Genomic DNA, 17478 nt, shown 5'->3' with positions numbered 1-17478 from the left:
CGGAAATTAAATATCCAAGTCGTTCAATATAATAAAAATTATTTTAAGTTTCAATAACAGGGAGGTAGGATTATGGCAATTACAGGTATCAATAACAGCAGTTGCACATCGTATTATGCATCAGGGTACAAGAACACGGTTAAAAAGGCAGCTTGTGATATTCAAAAAACAAAGGAAAATTCACTGGTGGGCAAAACAGAAGAGAGTCAGGAAGATTATGTAAAAAAATTGCAGGAAAAAAATCCTCAAATAGATATTGTGGCAGGAAGTTCGGATAAAAATGTAAAAACAGCTAATCGTACAGGAAAAACGGATGTGAGGATTGCTCCTGAGATTTTAAATAGGATGATGAGTAATCCAAAGGTTGCCACAAAATATGAAAATATGTTGTCAAAAATTCCAGCATTAGATAGATGGGCTGACTCAATGATTAAATCAATGACTGGTAGTGAAGTTAAGTATCGTCAGATATGGATAGATAAGGATGGTAATATGGGCTCCATGGTTATTACAGGACCAAGCGAAGAACAAAAAAGGGCTTATGAAGATAGAAAAATCGAGAAAAAGAAAGAAAATGAACAAAAACTTGTGGAACGGAGAGCTGAAAGAAAAGAGCAGATGAAGAAAATTCAGGAAGATAGACGCACAATATTTGCAATTGGTACGGATATGAAAAGCATTACAGAGAATGTTGTAGCACAGGCAGTAGGTACAGCTCCATCTATCGGAGGAAGTTGTGATGTTAAGGCATAAAAGGATTCGGTAAAAGGGAAATATCAAATTGGTGCATTGGTTGGAACTGCTTGTTTCCTATTATGGCATATCCAAGCTAACGATAGCAAAAATGGCTGGTGTTGAGGAAAATGATATTGACAGGCTTTTAGTCAATCCACCAGAAAAAGTTGAAATCGAAGTAAAGTATAAAATTGATGTGACGGTTATGGAGGGAGTATCCCAAACAATATTAAAAAAGGTAATCTTAGTGCTGTTGAAAATAAGCCGGATGATCAAGAGTAAATGTACGTTCAGATTTTCTGGGTGCTCTTGACATACCGGCTTATTTTTGCTATTAAATAAACAACGGCTTAACAACAGAAAACTGCTGTTAAGCCGCATCAATTATCATAGAAGATCTGAATTTACAGAAAAAATTTCACACCGTCGAAAAATCACCATAGTTCTAATGAATCTTCTGCATCTACCCACATCTGCATATTCCCGTCCAAATATAATCGTACATATTCAAGTGGTTCATCAATAGCAAGTGCGTTTAATGCACAGTCTGATCCGGGTGTAGTTTTTAAATTCTTTTCAGCTTCCCAGCAATCAATGCGGAGCATATAGCCAGCAGAGGTGTAAACATCAATACTATTGCGCTGTGGATTGTATTCTGCAAATATTGTTCTCATCGTATCTTATCTCTCCTTATCATTCAATCAATTATCAGTTACAAAAATCAGAAGCATTTCAATCAGTTCACCATGTCACTTTTATTTTGTGTTATACTGTTTTATAGATTTTTCTTGCCCTTGTATTTGCCCTTATCAGAGTTCGTAAACACTGATGGGACGATATAACACAAGGGAAACAATAAGGAAAAGCTCACCTGCGATAAATCCAGTGTTTTCAAGGGCTTGTGGAGAATTTAATAACAAAATATAACAGTTATTAAATCTCTTAAAACAGGTGAAATCTCAATTCAAGTTTATAAAATTAAGAAAATGGAATTTAAGGAGGAGTATGTAAATGAAATTAGCAGATTTAGCAACAGGCTCTGATTGGATAGTGTGGATTGTCTTTGCGATATTTGCTGTACTTTCTATTATTTTACTTTCTGGACATGGAAGCTGGTTCATTTCTGGATATAATACAGCTTCAAATGAAGAAAAGGAAAAATATGATGAAAAGAAGTTATGCAGAACAATGGGAATTGGAATGTCTATTATAGCAATTCTTGCATTAACTATGGGCTTGTTTGAAAATATTTTGCCTGCATTTTTTGTATATATTGCATTGGGGATTATTTTGGTTGATGTCGTGGTAATTATCATTTTAGGAAACACACTATGCAGAAAGTAATAACTTCAAGTTTGGAGAATTGAGAAAATCGGAAGTTGAGGAAAAGAAAGAATGGAAGATAAAAAGATATTGCTTGATAATATTGATAAAATTCATACAACCGAAATGGGAATTGATAGAATTAAAAGAAACCTAAAAATAGATACAGCAGATGTTGTTGAGTATTGCAAAAATAAGGTATTAGATAAAAATTGCAATATATACAAACAGGGTAAAAATTGGTATTGCGAGGTTGAAAATATCAAAATTACTATCAATTCATATAGCTATACAATCATTACAGCACATATTGTTAAGTAATTTCAAGTTTAACGAGGAGGTGCTTTACATGAAAAAAAGTATATCAAGGATTATCGGTGTGATAATGCTGATTGTAGCTGTTGTATTTATAATGTTTGCATTGAACCATCCAGAAAAGAGTTTCCCTTGGAACAATACAATTACGTGGTTACTGTATGGTGTATATTTTCTTGTGACAGTAGTGCTGCTTATTGCTCCTAAAATAAAGAAGTGAGAAATTAGCATTTGTAGGGATGGCAGAATCACAATTTATGAAATGATGTATGAATTAACATCTCTTTCAAACATACGAATTGTTTGCAAGAGAATGCTTTAATAAAATTACTATGAAGGATATCTGTGAAGCTACTGGAATGAGCATGGGCGGATTGTATAGTCATTTTGGAAGTACAAGGGAAGGGTTTGAGGCAATTCTTGAAAAGATTAACCAAAAAGATGAAATGAATTTTCAGAAGGAAATGGAATCGGGAGTGTCGGCAGTTGATATTCTTGACAGGACACTAATGCAGATGCGGGATGAGATGGAACATGCAGAAGATTCGCTATCGCTTGCAATGTATGAATATGCTCGTACTTGTTCTAACGATATGATGAATCACTATAATAAAGTTAGAGTGCAGAAATGGTCAGATCTTATTGTATATGGTATTTCAAGAGATAAGTTCAATACAGTGGAAATTGATGAGATTGTTAATGTAATTCTGTATGTTTATCAAGGAATCCGAATGTGGAGCCGGATTGTTAAAATGTCCCCGGTCGTATTTGATTCGATTACAAATTATATTAGAAAGCAGTTGGTAAAGGAGTAGGTTATGACATTAGAAACTGAGAGATTAATACTTCGTCCCTGGAAAGAGGATGATGCAGAGAGTTTATATAAATATGCAAAAAATCCAGAGGTGGGGCCTATAGCAGGATGGCCAGTACATACAAGTGTAGAGAATAGCAGAGAAATCATCAAAAGTGTTTTTGCAGCAGATGAAACATATGCAGTGTGTTTAAGAGAAGATAATGTTGCAATTGGAAGTATCGGATTGATTACGCCAGCGCAGTCGCACACAAAAGCAGCTGATGATGAAATAGAAATTGGATATTGGATAGGTGTTCCATACTGGGGGCAGGGCTTGATTCCCGAAGCGGTTCGAGCTTTACAGAAGCATGCTTTTTTAGATTTGGGTTGTAGTGCTATGTGGTGCGGATATTATGACGGAAATGAAAAATCAAAACGCTGTCAGGAAAAATGTGGATTCAAATATCATCATACGGAAGAAAATAAACCCTGTGCACTTATGGGAGATGTTAGAACGGAGCACTTTACTTATCTTACAAAAGAACAGTGGTCTGATACTCAGGATAAAGTAAATTTTATGGAGGTAAAGAACTGTGAAAAAGCACTATTGGTAATTGACATGCAAAATATATGTGTTGGAGAAAAACATGCAAGGTTCTTTCAATATAATAATAGTGATTTACTTCATGAGGTTAATAAGGTTATTGATGCTAATGAAAACAACTTGGTTATTTATATAAAAAATGTAATGAAGAAGAATCTGATAAATAAGTTTGCACCATTTCATGCATATGAAGGAACAAAAGATGTTGATTTTGCTAAAGAATTGCATATAGTATCTGATAATATATTCATAAAATATAAAGGTAATGCATTTACTAATTCTGGACTTGATATACTGCTGAAAAAACACAATATTGAATATGTTGAAGTTGTGGGTGTAGATGGTGGGGCTTGTGTTGCACTGACAGCATTAGGTGCTATAAAAAATGGATATAAAGTAATCGTGAATGAAGCTGCAATCGGAACAATGTATAAGAAAAACAAGAATAAGTACTTTAAAAAGTTACATGAAGCAGGTGCAGAATTTGTATAGAACAATTTTTGTTGACAGAATTGAAAAATCGGAATTTCACGAAGCGAATGGAGAAAATATGAAGATAGTAATTATACATGGTCAAAGTCATAAAGGCTCAACATATCATATTGCTCATATGTTGGCAGAGAAAATTAGTGGAAATATAAAAGAATTTTTTCTTCCAATAGATTTTGGAGAATTTTGTGTAGGTTGTACAAAATGTTTTACTGAATCTGAGATAAAATGTCCGCATTATGAAAAACTAAAGCCTCTTACTGATGCAATGGATGAAGCAAATGTTATTATCTTAGCCAGTCCGGTTTATGTATATCATGCGACTGGGGCAATGAAGGCTTTTTTGGACCATTACGGATATAGATGGATGGTGCATAGTCCAGAAGAATCTATGTTTAAGAAACAAGGAGTATGCATATCCACAGCTGCTGGAGCTGGTATGAAATCGACAAATAAAGATATGATGGACAGCTTGTTTTTCTGGGGAGTAGCTAAAAGATATAAATATGGAGTAGGTGTCGCGGCGGTCGATTGGAACGGAGTAAGCGAAAAGAAAAAAAGAGTAATTGACAAAACAACATCAAGCATAGCGAAGAAAATTATACATAATTCGGGAAATGTTAAACCAGGGATAAAAACCAAGGTAATGTTTTGGATCATGCATTTAATGCAGAAGAATGGATTTAATCCTCGTGATGTTGAATATTGGAAGGCAAAAGGGTGGACAGGGAAAATACGACCTTGGAAATAAAATTGAATTTGAGGGATGGAAAAGTGAAGAAAATATATGAGTAGGAACCATGGTTCTTTATGTTCTTCGGACTATTTCATTTACATAGAATATGGGGATTAATTGACAGAACATCGTATGCTGATTTTTGGATTGGGATATTGGAGAGTAAAGGTATATTCTATTTTGTATTGATGGGAATTTTGGCATTTCTTTGTGTTTGCGGGATAGCAACATTCTGTAAGAATATAAAGAATAATTATTGGTGGAGATGGATATACATTTTCGGCGGAAGCTATGTATTGTTCGACTTATTTGCAATAGCAATTGAGTTGAAAGTGTGGAATGATTTATTATTGTTTATGTTTGATGTAAATAGTCAGTACTGGAATATAGTGTGGGGATTTTTTATTATATTAGGTGCATTTGTATTTTGTTTGGGTATGAAATTGTTAAAACAAAGAAAAGAGCAAATTTAAGTTTGAGAGGATAAGGGCAATGGAATTTAAGTTGATTTCCATAGCAAGCATAATCGCTTTTTATGGTTGCTATTTTGTGAAAATGTTTCATCAAAAAAAGCAGGGAATACAGACAGACCAAATCGGAAAGAACAAAGTTGGTTTTGTGAAATTCGTGGAAATTACCATGAAGATTGCGGCTATTCTTGTTTTTATAGCGGGGCTTTCCAGTATTTTTTTTGAAACGGAGCATAACCCTGTTTCCGTTCGGATTTTTGGAGCGATACTGAGTGTTGCGGGAACGGCTATATTTATCGTTGCGGTATGGACGATGCGTGACAGTTGGCGAGCAGGAGTGTCCAAAACCGATAAAACGGAGCTTGTGACAAACGGCATTTATCAAATCAGCCGCAATCCCGCCTTTCTGGGATTTGACCTTTTATATATTGGCACACTATTGATGTTTTTTAACTGGATTTTGTGCTTCCTAACGGTATTTGCGGTCATCATGTACCATTTGCAGATTGTCAATGTTGAAGAAGATTTTTTATTTGCCACATTTGGAAATGAGTATCTGCAATATAAGAAGAAAGTTTGTCGCTATATTGGCAGAAAGCGATAACTTCAAGTTTGCAGAACTAATAGAGAAATAACATATAAAACAATAAATATGGTCAAAAAATCATCGACATCTGACCTACAGCACGTTATAATATAGTTAATCTAATAAGAAAACCAAGTGATCATTGTTACGAAGCTGAATCGTAATAGTGGCCAACTGAGTGAACTCGATGGAACGGAATGGTTATATCCTCCGGGTGCTCCGAGCACCGGACGAGCACCGAAAGGTGCTTTACAGAGATGAAAACAGGTTTTCTTATTTTGACAGGGAGTAACAGAATAGTTAGGAAAACCAAGGATTTCCCTGACTTAGGTTGACTAATCATTGTATGTATTTACAGTGGTATCTCGAGCTCCTAAGCGAGGGGTCGGAGGTTCAAATCCTCTTGGTGACGGGCTTCAAAGCGTTCGAAAATGTTAGCTGGATTAGCTGACAACGAACGCTTTTGTTATTTTCTAATCACGTTCGTGACACAAAATTCCATTCAAAATGATCAATTTTCAGCTAATGCAATCCGATTTTTGTTAGCTGACAGCTAATCAAAATTACCGGTTTGCAAACATAAAATAGCTGAAACAGTATACAATTCTATTAGCTACAGCTAATGGTCAAACAGTAATGTCTGTTTGGAACTTTACTATCTATAAAAGTTCCAGGCAGGCATTTTTTTGTTCCTGAATCCTGGAGGAAAGGAGTCAGGATGACTGAGCCCAAAAGACAATCAGGAAAAAACGAAGAAAGAATCATAGAAATTGAGATTGAGCGTCTTCGTCCATTCAAAGAGCATCTGTTTCAAGTGAAAGATCGGTATGAGTAACTACCAGTGCCTGATATCCGGAAAACATCTGCTTCGCAAGTTCCAAACTGATTGCCTGTGCTCTCTCTCCGGTAAGTCCGTTTTCTGTAACATCGGCTGGATCGTAGCTGATAATGTAGTGATGACTTTTGATATCTTCACGTTTCTTATTTTTGTGAAAATGAGCATTTGTCAGTTCACATTCCTTGTCAAAAGACATTGGATCACAGTTCAGTCCATCCATATAAAACTCTTTTCGCAGGATGCCTCGACCGGATTCATCTACAATCTTATGGAAGAAATAAAATAGTGATTAATACAACGGAGTAAGAAAAGCTCCTTCATATATTAGAATAAAAATATGACTGTTTCTTTAAAAAGAAGCCGGTCATATTTTTTTATGAAAAATAAATTTTGTTGAGGTTAAATTGAGATTGACTTTGTATTGTATAAGTATGAAATAAAAAGGAATCAGGTGATGTACAATGAAAAAGCATAAAATATGTAAAATCCTTCTTGTTATACTGGCAATTTTTTTATGTGTGGCTTTTTATGAATTGCTCGGAATCTGCGTTGCATATAAAAAGCAGCCGGAAGTGTCCAATACAACCAAAAAAGAAACAAAAAATGGGTCATGGAACGAATGCAGTGAAAATACAGAACGGGCAGTAATCATAGAAAAGAATCCAGAAGCGCTTTTACAAAGAGTGCGTTTGATCAAGAATGCAAAAAAGGAAATTATTCTTTCTACTTTTGCATTTCAATCCGATGAAAGTGGAAAATTGATTTTAGGAGCACTGCATGAGGCGGCAGACAGAGGTGTACATATTCGTCTGTTAGTAGATGGAATGGAGAGCTGGATTGATATGGAAGGAAATCCGTATTTCTATGGATTATCTTCCCATGAGAATGTTGAAATTAAACTGTATAATAAGGCCAATCCGTTGAAACCGTGGAAAATGATGGGTAGAATGCATGATAAATATTTGATTGCAGATGGAAAGAGATATATTCTTGGGGGAAGAAATACATACAATTATTTCCTGGGTGATTTTCCGGGACATAAGAACTATGACAGAGACGTGTTAGTGGTTTGCGATGAACCTGAGAAAGAAAATTCAGTTAACCAGTTGTCAGAGTATTTTGAAACCATATGGAATCAGGAAGACAGTGGTTATTTTCATAACAATAAAAAACTGGCAAATAGAAAATCTGTAAAGAACGCAGTTTTAGAGCTGCAGAACAGCTATCAGAAATATTTTGAAGAGAATAAGGAAAGAATTTGCGATACCGATTACACGGACGAAACTTTTGAGACAGAAAAGATTGCATTAGTGTCAAATCCTATCCACACAGGTTCCAAAGAACCAGTAGTGTGGTATCAGTTGGGAGAATTGATGAAAAATGCAAAAAATCGTGTGAAGATCCACACGCCATATATTATCTGTAATGATATGATGTATAATACATGGGAGGAGATTGCAGAGAACGTTTCAGATTTTTCTATCATGACAAATTCAGTTGCGAATAATGGGAATCCATTTGGGTCTGCCGATTATGCGAAAAACAGAAATAGAATCTTAAGTACAGGAATTAATATCTGGGAATATGAAGGCGGTTATTCATATCACGGAAAAAGTATTCTGATTGACGATGATCTGTCTGTAATCGGTTCCTTTAATATGGACATGAGAAGTGCATATCTGGATACGGAACTGATGCTTGTAATACGCAGTAAAGATATTAATAAACAGTTGGAAGAGGGCATGATGGAATATGAAAAAGTGTCCCGCCAGATATTAGAAGGCGGAACTTATAATGATCCATATCATGTAGAGCCAATCGAATTAACAAAGAAACGTCAGAGAAAAATATTTTTGGTACAGCATCTGCTTGGATGGGCAAGGTATCTGTTTTAATAAGGAGGAAGGAAAACGTGTTTCAAATATTGATTGTAGAAGATGATAAAGAATTAAGCCAGCTATTCCAAAAAGTGCTTGAGAAGAATGGATATCAAGTCAAAAGTGCATCGGATGGAGCACAGGCATTAGAAGTATTGGATAAGGAATATATTGATCTGATCATTTCTGATATTATGATGCCGGTTATGGATGGCTATGAACTGGTGTCAGAACTTCGTTCAGCAGGATATCAGATACCAGTGCTTATGATCACTGCGAAAGGTTCCTTTGATGATATGCGCCAGGGATTTCTTTCGGGAAGTGACGATTATATGGTAAAACCGGTAAATGTGAATGAAATGGTTTTAAGAGTTGGAGCACTGCTTCGCCGTGCACAGATACTGAATGAACACAAAATTGTGATCGGTTCAACAGAGTTTGATTATGATGCAATGACGATTACAACTGATAAGGAAAGTCTTGTTTTGCCTAAAAAAGAATTCCTGCTTTTATATAAGCTTGCAGCTTCGCCAGGCAGAACATTTACAAAACAACAGTTGATGGATGAAGTATGGGGATACGAGACGGAGGCAGACCCACATACGATAGAGGTACATATAGGAAGAATCAGAGAGCGTTTTAAAGATAACCCTGATTTTGAAATCGTAACAATGCGTGGAATTGGATACAAGGTGGTGAAAAAATAATGGAACAAAAGAAAAAAAAAGGATTGCGGATCCGATCCTGTCTGACTGGTGCAATCTGGCTGGCACTTGTATTTTCAACAATCATATCTGCTTTATTATTTGCTTTTTTGAATCATTTTTTTAATCTGCCGGGCAGCATACCTGTGCTTGGCTGGCTTTTGATTTTCAATACATTGATTGCAGGGCTAATCACTTCTTTTATCAATGCAAAGTTACTGGAACCAATTACCAGACTTAGTAAAGCAATGAAGGAAGTTTCTCGGGGAGATTTTGAACAGCATTTGGAAACGAACAGCCGTATAGCAGAAGTTGGAGAATCTTATCAAAGTTTTAACGTTATGACAAAAGAGCTTCGTGCAACAGAAGTGCTGCAGATGGATTTTGTCTCCAATGTTTCTCATGAGTTTAAGACCCCGATTAATGCCATTGAAGGATATACAATGCTGCTTCAGGGAGAAGAACTGTCTCCGGATCAAGAGGAATATGTAGAAAAAATCTTATTTAACACCCAAAGACTTTCCGGATTGGTTGGTAATATTTTGCTGTTATCCAAGTTAGAGAATCAGAATATACCAATGAAAAAAACAGAATATCGTCTGGATGAACAGATCCGCCAGGCATTTCTTTCATTGGAAACAAAATGGACAGAAAAAGAAATTGGTTTTCAGGTAGAATTGGAGGAAGTTAAATATACTGGGAATGAAGGACTTGTTATGCATATCTGGATAAATCTTTTGGATAATGCGATTAAGTTCAGCCCTTCAAAGGGGACAATTACGATGTTTCTGAAACAAGAACAGGATTCTGTTAAGTTCATTCTGGAAGATGAAGGACCAGGAATAGAGGATGATGTAAAATCCAGAATATTTGACAAGTTCTATCAGGTAGATGGATCTCATAAAGCAGAAGGAAATGGCCTAGGTCTTGCACTTGTAAAACGGATTGTAGATAGTGCCGGAGGAACAATCAAAGCAGAAAACCGTGAATATGGTGGATGCAGATTTGTTGTAGAGCTTCCAATACAGAAAGATGAGGCCATATAAGTTTAAGAAAAACAGATAGAGGAGGAATTACATGACATTTTATCAGGAATTGCAGTTAAATCAGGCAGGTTCTAAAAACCTGTTGAAAAAGAGTGAAACACTAAAAGAAAAATTATATCATATATGGGTATATCTGGTGAAGATAGTTGTTACAATGGCATTTTGTTTTTTCTTTGTTAGTATTTTCAGCATCCTATTTGGAAATGAGAACAGCATTGTAGGTGTAGTAGTCTTATTATGTCTCATGGTGTTTAGAAATGCGGATCTGGGGATCCACACCGGACAATCTACGATGCTTTTGGCTTTGTTCTTTGTAATTATGACTGTATGTCCACATTTAGCAAATCAGTTTTCACCGGTATTGGGAATGCTGTTAAATATTGCGGCACTGGCTGTGTTGATTCTGTTCGGATGCCATAATCCATTCATGTTTAATCAATCTACATTGGTTCTTGGGTATCTGCTGCTATATGGTTATGATGTTACGGGAAAAAGCTATCAGATGCGATTAGCCGGAATGGCTTTAGGTGCAGCACTTACCTGCTTCGTATTTTATCGAAATCATAAAAACAGAACTTATAAAAGAAATCTGAAAGATCTGATACAAGAATTTGATATCACTTCTTCCAGAACAAAATGGCAGATATGTCAGATTTTATGCGTACCGATTGTCCTTTGCATTGCAGAACTTTGTAATATGCCACGTGCAATGTGGGCTGGTATTGCGGCCATGTCCGCGATTTTGCCGTTTATGGAAGATATGCACTACAGAGTCCGCAAAAGGATTGTCGGAAATATTGCAGGTGTAATATGCTTTACAGTACTATATTTTCTGCTTCCGTCATCCATCTATACATACATAGGAATCCTTGGCGGAATTGGTGTAGGACTTTCTGCAAAATATGGCTGGCAGGCAGTATTTAACACATTTGGTGCTTTGGCCATTGCTACAGAGAGTTATGGACTAAAAGGAGCAGTTGGTCTTAGAGTGATTCAGAATGTTTTTGGCGTTGTATTTGCATTAGCATTTTGTGTTATATTTTATTGGTTTATGTCTAAAAAAAAGGAAAGTGATGTGACCGTACATGCAGAGTGAAGTGAATCAGGAAGAAAATTTGAATAGAATTATTACGGTTCCTAATCTTTTTTCTTTTTTTCGGCTTTGTCTGATTCCGGTAATTATATGGAGTTATTGTGTAAAGAAAAATCCTCTGTTAGCTGGTGAAATCTTATTGCTGTCTGGTCTTACGGATCTTGCTGATGGATATATCGCAAGAAGATTCCATGGGATTAGTAATTTAGGAAAAATACTTGATCCGGTGGCTGATAAGCTGACACAGGCAGCGATGTTAATCTGTCTGTTTACTCGCTTTCCGCATGTGCTTCTTTTAATCGTAATAATGGCAGGTAAGGAGCTGTATATGGTAGTCAGTGGATGTCTTGTGATACGAAAGACAGGAAAAGTACATGGTGCAGACTGGCATGGAAAGATAGTAACCTTTTTATTATATGGAACTGCAGCGGTGCATATTATATGGTTCCACATTACACCGATGGTATCAGATCTGTTGATTGGTTTGTGCGCTATAATGATGGTCATATCGGTCGCTCTGTATATTATCCAGAATACCAGGACTCTTAAGGGAGAGACTGTATAAGCAATTTTATATTGCAATGACTAGAAAAATATTTAGGAGAAGATAGATATAAACAGTAAGCCAAACACACAAACTATGGAGTCTTTAGTCGGTTTAATAAAATTTTAGATAGAAAATAAATCATTCAATGTCATTTAGATAAGGTTTTTTATGACAAAAAGACAGATTGCTTATCTGCCTTATAATGCAGTATAATGGTAACGAGATTTATGCAACCCGATACATGAAATCCCTATTTCTCTTTGGACGGAGGTGGATAGGATATTTTGGATTGTACCTGACAGGTGTCAGATACTTTTGTATGAGAAGCATGGTCTCTGTTTCGTTACCACCGTGTTTGAGATATGCCCTGCATATGTTTACTGCATTTGAAACGGATTTACTCTGCATCTGGAGCATAAACTGAATATACTCGCGGAAAGAAAGTTTGCGGTTCCTGGTAAAATCACTTTCCGGATTACGGCAGAACATGGAGTGAATTTCATCAAGTTCTGTGATGCAGTTGTCGAGTGTGGATTTTAAATTAGATAAGAAAAAATCAGTCATAATGAGCCTTCTTGAAATATGTTTATAATCAAGGCTTGCGCAACATATATTGGCTTACTTGTCAACTGTTTTTTGTAATATTTTTAAAGTTTTTAGGCATAAAAACAGTGGCTTTCTATGACAGAAAACCACTGAAATGATGCTTAACTGAATGGCATTGGTAATAATGATATACTATATTTTATTATATTCTGAAAAGATAAGCCATTCTTTTTTTGTAATGGATCATCAAATAAGAAGAAATTATTATACTAGGAGTGATATACATGAAGCAGGATACTTTAGAAGGCAGGGCGAGATCAAAGAATGGTGTAAAAAGACTATGTTTTTCTGTATTTTGTATCTTACTGGAAGCTGCATTTATTGTAATGATGATCACAAAACTGAATGAATATGCTGAGATCGTGAACCTTATTACGAGATTATTTGCAGGAGTACTGGTTCTGGCATTATATGCGTCAGATAAAACATCTTCTATGAAAATGCCGTGGGTTATTTTGATTCTTATTTTCCCAATCATGGGTGTAGCACTATATTTACTGATCGGATTGAATGGAGGCACACGTAAGATGCGGGAGCGGTATGCAGATATCGACAGAAAGTTATTGCCGTTGCTTCCTGATAATGTGGCATGCCTGGAAAAGATGAATGCTAAAATTCCAAAAGCCGGAAATATCAGTGCTTATATTCAGAGAAATGCACATTACCCGGTATATCAGAATACAGATGTTACCTATTATGATGCAGCAGAAAAAGGGCTTGATGCACAGCTTGAAGATCTGTCGAAAGCAGAAAAGTTTATTTTTATGGAATATCATGCCATAGAAGATGACAAGGCATGGAAGAAAATACAGAATGTTTTGGAAGAACGTGTAAAGGCAGGAGTGGAAGTCCGTGTTTTCTATGATGATATGGGATCGATAGGATTTATTAATACGGATTTTGTGAAAAAACTGGAATTTGTAGGAATTCATTGCAGAGTGTTTAATCCATTTATGCCAGGACTGAATGTGTTTTTGAATAACCGTGACCACAGAAAGATCACGGTGATCGATGGAAAGATTGGTTTTACAGGCGGATACAATCTTGCAAATGAATATTTTAATTATACGCATCCATATGGGCAGTGGAAAGATACCGGAATACGTCTGGAAGGTGATGCAGTCAGATCTTTGACGATTACATTTCTGGAAATGTGGAATGCTGTAAGTATGAAAGATATAAATGATACAGATTTTGATCAGTATCTTGTAAAATCAGATTATCAGGCAGCACAGGAAGGATTTATCCAGCCTTATGCAGATAGTCCGATGGATGATGAACAGGTGGGAGAAGAAGTCTATATCAGTATGATAAACAAGGCAGAGAGATATTGCTGGTTTATGACACCATATCTGATCATTACCGATGAGATGACACATGCCTTGTGTCTGGCAGCAAAGCGTGGAGTAGATGTCAGGATCATCACTCCGGGAATGCCGGATAAGAAGTTAATATACAGCATTACACGTTCTTTCTATCATGGACTGGTGAAAAATGGTGTGAGGATTTATGAATGGACACCAGGATTCTGTCATGCAAAAATGAGTGTTGCAGATGACTGTATGGCAACTTGCGGAACGATAAATCTTGACTATAGAAGTCTTTATCACCACTTTGAAAATGGTTGTTTTATGGCGGATAGTCAGACAGTTTTGGATATAAGAGATGATCTGGGAGCAACAATGAATGAATGCAGGGAAGTGACCGAAAAGTACCGCACAGGACGGAGTGCATATTTACGGCTTGGACAGTTGTTTATGAGATTGTTTGCAGGACTATTATAGCAGAAAGAAGAGGTGTTCGATATGTGTACAGCAGCAACTTACAAAACAAAAGATTTTTATATGGGCAGAACGCTTGATTATGAATTTTCCTATGGGGAACAGATTACGATAACGCCAAGAAATTACGAATTTGATTTCCGGTTTGCCGGGAAGATAAAAAGCCATTATGCTTTGATCGGAATGGCATTTGTTGCAGGAGGTTATCCGCTTTATTATGATGCTGTTAATGAAAAAGGCCTTGGAATGGCAGGTCTTAATTTTGTTGGCAATGCGGCATATGAAGAGGCTTTGCCGGGAGATGAAACAGAAGTCAGCCAGGTGGCACAGTTCGAGTTCATCCCATGGATCCTTGTACAGTGTGCTACTGTAGAAGAGGTGAGAGAGAAGCTGGCAGCAATGAGACTGACAGGCACAGCATTCAGCGAACAGCTGCCGACAGCACAGCTTCACTGGATCATTGCAGACAAAGACTCCTGTATCGTTGTTGAGTCTATGAAGGATGGGCTGCATGTATATGATAATCCGGTAGGAGTGCTTACCAATAATCCACCATTCCCGGGTCAGATGTTTGCACTGAATAATTATGCCGGTGTATCCAGAAAACAGCCGGAGAGTACTTTTGCAGAAGTATTACAGCTTGATGCATATAGCAGAGGAATGGGTGGAATGGGAATACCTGGAGATCTTTCTAGCCAGTCAAGATTTGTGAAAGTTGCCTTTACAAAATTAAATTCGATCTCCGGTGAAGAAGAGGATGAGAGTGTAAGCCAGTTCTTCCATATCTTAGGATCCGTAGATCAGCAGCGTGGATGCTGTGAGGTGACAGAAGGCAAATATGAGATCACGATATACACGTCCTGTTGTAATACAGCAAAAGGTATTTATTATTATACGACTTATGATAATCATCAGATCACAGCGGTTGACATGCATGCGGAAAATCTGGATTCAGATCAGCTGATCTGTTATCCGCTTCTGTCCAAGGGCGAAGTCAGATGGCAGAATAAATAATACGAAAATGCACGGAGAAAGCATAACGCAGAACAACAGGAGGAAAGACCATGAAAGAAGTTAAAACACCGAAAAAACCACTGGCATATTATTATGGGATTGTGTTAATAGTGCTGATCGTATTTAATCTGGTTGTCACACCAATCCTTATGGAGCATCAGGTAAAGGAAACGGATTATGGAACTTTTATGAGCATGATCGAGAAGAAGAATATTGGTGAAGTAGAAGTTAAGGACAATCAGATCATCTTTACAGATAAAGATCAAAAAAATATTTATAAAACAGGTCTGATGAACGATCCGAACCTGACGGACAGGCTATATGAATGTGGAGCAGTATTCGCAAAAGATATCGATAAGCAGATGTCACCGATCATCAGCTTCCTGCTGACCGGGGTTTTGCCATTGATCCTTTTTATCGCACTGGGAAATTATATGGCGAAGAAACTGATGGAGCATGCCGGAGGAAAAAATTCGATGGCTTTTGGAATGGGAAAAAGCAATGCGAAGATTTATGTGCAATCCAGTGAGGGAATCCGTTTTTCAGACGTTGCAGGAGAAGATGAGGCGAAAGAAAACCTTTCAGAGATCGTTGATTATCTTCACAATCCGAAGAAGTATACCGATGTAGGTGCATCTATGCCAAAAGGTGTCCTTCTTGTAGGACCTCCGGGAACCGGCAAAACAATGCTTGCAAAAGCAGTGGCGGGTGAATCAAATGTACCATTTTTCTCAATGTCCGGATCAGAATTCGTTGAGATGTTTGTCGGTATGGGAGCTTCCAAAGTTCGAGATCTTTTCGGACAGGCAAAGGAAAAGGCACCATGTATCGTGTTTATTGATGAAATTGATGCCATTGGTAAAAAGCGTGACGGACAAATGGGCGGAAATGATGAGAGAGAGCAGACCTTAAACCAGCTTCTTACAGAGATGGATGGATTTGAAGGAAATAATGGTGTCATCATTCTTGCTGCAACGAACCGTCCGGAGTCGTTAGATCCGGCACTTACACGTCCGGGACGTTTTGACAGACGTGTGCCGGTTGAACTGCCGGATCTTGCAGGTCGTGAAGCAATTTTAAAGGTTCATGCCAAGAAGATAAAAGCATCTGATGATGTTGACCTGCATACGATTGCACGTATGGCATCGGGTGCATCCGGTGCGGAGCTTGCTAATATTATAAATGAAGCAGCATTACGTGCTGTCCGTAGTGGAAGGACCGTTGTAAATGAATCTGATCTCGAAGAAAGTATAGAAGTGGTTATTGCAGGATATCAGAAGAAGAATGCGGTTCTTTCAGATCAGGAGAAGAAGATTGTTGCATATCATGAGATAGGACACGCTCTGGTAGCTGCATTGCAGAGTCATTCAGCACCGGTCCAGAAGATTACGATCATCCCGCGTACCTCAGGTGCACTCGGCTACACTATGCAAGTTGAGCAAGGTGATAAATATCTAATGACGAAAAAAGAACTTGAGAATAAGATTGCTACATTTACAGGCGGACGTGCGGCAGAGGAGATCGTATTTGGTGAGATCACGACCGGAGCCTCCAATGATATCGAACAGGCAACAAAAATTGCAAGAGCGATGATCACCCGCTACGGCATGACAGATGAATTCGACATGGTGGCAATGGAAACCGTGACCAACCAGTATCTTGGCGGCGATACGTCTCTTTCCTGTTCAGCAGATACCCAGAAGGAAATTGATGAAAAAGTCGTGCAGCTCGTAAAAGCAGAGCATGAAAAAGCAAGAAAAATCCTTGCTGAAAACAGGGAAAAACTGGACGAACTGGCTATGTACTTGTATGAGAAGGAAACAATTACAGGTGACGAATTTATGAATATTTTAGATAGAAAATCATGTAGTTAATTAGATAACCAATTCCACCCAAATATGATAAACAATTTTGGAAT

General features: G+C 37.3%; 20 protein-coding genes and 1 pseudogene. 18 read left to right on the top strand and 3 right to left on the bottom strand.

The window, feature by feature from the left end; all coding sequences use genetic code 11:
• The first annotated feature begins 72 nt into the window (after positions 1-72).
• On the top strand, positions 73-753 hold the full coding sequence (locus H8S17_RS07565; protein WP_118024523.1) for a DUF6033 family protein: 681 nt from the start codon (positions 73-75) through the stop codon (positions 751-753).
• A gap of 31 nt (positions 754-784) precedes the next feature.
• Complete coding sequence (locus H8S17_RS07560; RefSeq protein ID WP_306723538.1) at positions 785-1048, top strand: HTH domain-containing protein; 264 nt, start codon at positions 785-787, stop codon at positions 1046-1048.
• Positions 1049-1169: 121 nt separating this feature from the next.
• Here the strand turns inward: H8S17_RS07560 and H8S17_RS07555 are convergent, their stop codons facing one another.
• Positions 1170-1409: a DUF6061 family protein gene (locus H8S17_RS07555; protein WP_055232114.1), complete on the bottom strand. Its 240-nt coding sequence runs from the start codon at positions 1407-1409 to the stop codon at positions 1170-1172.
• A gap of 337 nt (positions 1410-1746) precedes the next feature.
• Here H8S17_RS07555 and H8S17_RS07550 point away from each other — a divergent pair, with 337 nt between their 5' ends.
• The 8 genes and pseudogenes from H8S17_RS07550 to H8S17_RS07515 all read left to right on the top strand — a co-directional run bounded on the left by H8S17_RS07550 (position 1747) and on the right by H8S17_RS07515 (position 6072).
• Positions 1747-2079, top strand: coding sequence for a DUF3784 domain-containing protein (locus tag H8S17_RS07550; protein WP_004074378.1), 333 nt, complete (start codon positions 1747-1749; stop codon positions 2077-2079).
• 51 nt (positions 2080-2130) lie between these two features.
• Positions 2131-2379 (top strand): DUF3781 domain-containing protein, encoded by a 249-nt coding sequence (locus tag H8S17_RS07545; protein WP_005921256.1) that lies wholly within the window; start codon positions 2131-2133, stop codon positions 2377-2379.
• A 28-nt stretch (positions 2380-2407) separates the two neighbouring features.
• Positions 2408-2593, top strand: a complete 186-nt coding sequence (locus H8S17_RS07540) for a hypothetical protein (RefSeq protein ID WP_186866814.1) — start codon at positions 2408-2410, stop codon at positions 2591-2593.
• Positions 2594-2672: 79 nt separating this feature from the next.
• Positions 2673-3188, top strand: coding sequence for a TetR/AcrR family transcriptional regulator (locus tag H8S17_RS07535; RefSeq protein ID WP_186866813.1), 516 nt, complete (start codon positions 2673-2675; stop codon positions 3186-3188).
• 3 nt (positions 3189-3191) lie between these two features.
• Positions 3192-3725, top strand: a pseudogene (locus tag H8S17_RS17250) (GNAT family N-acetyltransferase); the annotation flags it as partial.
• A 21-nt stretch (positions 3726-3746) separates the two neighbouring features.
• Positions 3747-4265, top strand: a complete 519-nt coding sequence (locus tag H8S17_RS17245; RefSeq protein WP_186866826.1) for a cysteine hydrolase family protein — start codon at positions 3747-3749, stop codon at positions 4263-4265.
• Positions 4258-5013, top strand: a complete 756-nt coding sequence (locus H8S17_RS07520; protein WP_330595667.1) for an NAD(P)H-dependent oxidoreductase — start codon at positions 4258-4260, stop codon at positions 5011-5013. Before H8S17_RS17245 ends, H8S17_RS07520 begins: the two co-directional genes overlap by 8 nt.
• Positions 5014-5490: 477 nt before the next feature.
• Positions 5491-6072, top strand: a complete 582-nt coding sequence (locus tag H8S17_RS07515; protein ID WP_118204127.1) for a methyltransferase family protein — start codon at positions 5491-5493, stop codon at positions 6070-6072.
• Between the two features lie 776 nt (positions 6073-6848).
• Here the strand turns inward: H8S17_RS07515 and H8S17_RS07510 are convergent.
• Positions 6849-7112, bottom strand: coding sequence for a relaxase/mobilization nuclease domain-containing protein (locus H8S17_RS07510; protein WP_243238002.1), 264 nt, complete (start codon positions 7110-7112; stop codon positions 6849-6851).
• A 241-nt stretch (positions 7113-7353) separates the two neighbouring features.
• Here H8S17_RS07510 and H8S17_RS07505 point away from each other — a divergent pair, with 241 nt between their 5' ends.
• The 5 genes from H8S17_RS07505 to H8S17_RS07485 are packed head-to-tail and all read left to right on the top strand — an operon-like array spanning position 7354 to position 12177.
• Positions 7354-8787 carry a phospholipase D family protein gene (locus H8S17_RS07505; protein WP_186866812.1) on the top strand — a complete coding sequence of 478 codons (1434 nt, stop codon included), beginning with the start codon at positions 7354-7356 and terminating at the stop codon, positions 8785-8787.
• On the top strand, positions 8766-9476 hold the full coding sequence (locus H8S17_RS07500; RefSeq protein WP_186866811.1) for a response regulator transcription factor: 711 nt from the start codon (positions 8766-8768) through the stop codon (positions 9474-9476). Before H8S17_RS07505 ends, H8S17_RS07500 begins: the two co-directional genes overlap by 22 nt.
• Positions 9476-10519 carry a HAMP domain-containing sensor histidine kinase gene (locus H8S17_RS07495; RefSeq protein ID WP_186866810.1) on the top strand — a complete coding sequence of 348 codons (1044 nt, stop codon included), beginning with the start codon at positions 9476-9478 and terminating at the stop codon, positions 10517-10519. The genes H8S17_RS07500 and H8S17_RS07495 overlap by 1 nt, the downstream gene beginning before the upstream one ends.
• Before the next feature lie 31 nt (positions 10520-10550).
• Entirely contained in the window at positions 10551-11615 is a 1065-nt protein-coding gene (locus H8S17_RS07490; RefSeq protein WP_186866809.1) for an FUSC family protein, read from the top strand.
• Entirely contained in the window at positions 11605-12177 is a 573-nt protein-coding gene (locus tag H8S17_RS07485; protein WP_186866808.1) for a CDP-alcohol phosphatidyltransferase family protein, read from the top strand. The genes H8S17_RS07490 and H8S17_RS07485 overlap by 11 nt, the downstream gene beginning before the upstream one ends.
• A gap of 207 nt (positions 12178-12384) precedes the next feature.
• On the opposite strand, the gene H8S17_RS07480 is transcribed toward H8S17_RS07485, so the two are convergent.
• Positions 12385-12723, bottom strand: coding sequence for a hypothetical protein (locus H8S17_RS07480; protein WP_186866807.1), 339 nt, complete (start codon positions 12721-12723; stop codon positions 12385-12387).
• 266 nt (positions 12724-12989) lie between these two features.
• Between H8S17_RS07480 and cls the strand changes: the two genes are divergently transcribed.
• The 3 genes from cls to ftsH are packed head-to-tail and all read left to right on the top strand — an operon-like array spanning position 12990 to position 17434.
• Positions 12990-14549: a cardiolipin synthase gene (cls, locus tag H8S17_RS07475; protein ID WP_147619354.1), complete on the top strand. Its 1560-nt coding sequence runs from the start codon at positions 12990-12992 to the stop codon at positions 14547-14549.
• Positions 14550-14570: 21 nt separating this feature from the next.
• Complete coding sequence (gene bsh / locus H8S17_RS07470; protein WP_117947895.1) at positions 14571-15560, top strand: choloylglycine hydrolase; 990 nt, start codon at positions 14571-14573, stop codon at positions 15558-15560.
• A gap of 50 nt (positions 15561-15610) precedes the next feature.
• Positions 15611-17434 carry an ATP-dependent zinc metalloprotease FtsH gene (ftsH, locus tag H8S17_RS07465; RefSeq protein ID WP_186866806.1) on the top strand — a complete coding sequence of 608 codons (1824 nt, stop codon included), beginning with the start codon at positions 15611-15613 and terminating at the stop codon, positions 17432-17434.
• Positions 17435-17478: the final 44 nt, after the last annotated feature.

The sequence above is a fragment of the Roseburia zhanii genome (assembly GCF_014287635.1).
Lineage (GTDB): Bacteria > Bacillota > Clostridia > Lachnospirales > Lachnospiraceae > Roseburia_B > Roseburia_B zhanii.
This window is presented reverse-complemented; position numbering and strand designations above follow the sequence as displayed.

Excerpts from the sequence above, each read along its gene's own strand:
- H8S17_RS07565 (WP_118024523.1), top strand. The coding sequence starts at position 73 with ATGGCAATTACAGGTATCAATAACAGCAGTTGCACATCGTATTATGCA.
- H8S17_RS07555 (WP_055232114.1), bottom strand. The coding sequence starts at position 1,409 with ATGAGAACAATATTTGCAGAATACAATCCACAGCGCAATAGTATTGAT.
- H8S17_RS07550 (WP_004074378.1), top strand. The coding sequence starts at position 1,747 with ATGAAATTAGCAGATTTAGCAACAGGCTCTGATTGGATAGTGTGGATT.
- H8S17_RS07545 (WP_005921256.1), top strand. The coding sequence starts at position 2,131 with ATGGAAGATAAAAAGATATTGCTTGATAATATTGATAAAATTCATACA.
- H8S17_RS07540 (WP_186866814.1), top strand. The coding sequence starts at position 2,408 with ATGAAAAAAAGTATATCAAGGATTATCGGTGTGATAATGCTGATTGTA.
- H8S17_RS17245 (WP_186866826.1), top strand. The coding sequence starts at position 3,747 with ATGGAGGTAAAGAACTGTGAAAAAGCACTATTGGTAATTGACATGCAA.
- H8S17_RS07515 (WP_118204127.1), top strand. The coding sequence starts at position 5,491 with ATGGAATTTAAGTTGATTTCCATAGCAAGCATAATCGCTTTTTATGGT.
- H8S17_RS07510 (WP_243238002.1), bottom strand. The coding sequence starts at position 7,112 with ATGGATGGACTGAACTGTGATCCAATGTCTTTTGACAAGGAATGTGAA.
- H8S17_RS07505 (WP_186866812.1), top strand. The coding sequence starts at position 7,354 with ATGAAAAAGCATAAAATATGTAAAATCCTTCTTGTTATACTGGCAATT.
- H8S17_RS07500 (WP_186866811.1), top strand. The coding sequence starts at position 8,766 with ATGGGCAAGGTATCTGTTTTAATAAGGAGGAAGGAAAACGTGTTTCAA.
- H8S17_RS07495 (WP_186866810.1), top strand. The coding sequence starts at position 9,476 with ATGGAACAAAAGAAAAAAAAAGGATTGCGGATCCGATCCTGTCTGACT.
- H8S17_RS07490 (WP_186866809.1), top strand. The coding sequence starts at position 10,551 with ATGACATTTTATCAGGAATTGCAGTTAAATCAGGCAGGTTCTAAAAAC.
- H8S17_RS07485 (WP_186866808.1), top strand. The coding sequence starts at position 11,605 with ATGCAGAGTGAAGTGAATCAGGAAGAAAATTTGAATAGAATTATTACG.
- H8S17_RS07480 (WP_186866807.1), bottom strand. The coding sequence starts at position 12,723 with ATGACTGATTTTTTCTTATCTAATTTAAAATCCACACTCGACAACTGC.
- cls (WP_147619354.1), top strand. The coding sequence starts at position 12,990 with ATGAAGCAGGATACTTTAGAAGGCAGGGCGAGATCAAAGAATGGTGTA.
- bsh (WP_117947895.1), top strand. The coding sequence starts at position 14,571 with ATGTGTACAGCAGCAACTTACAAAACAAAAGATTTTTATATGGGCAGA.
- ftsH (WP_186866806.1), top strand. The coding sequence starts at position 15,611 with ATGAAAGAAGTTAAAACACCGAAAAAACCACTGGCATATTATTATGGG.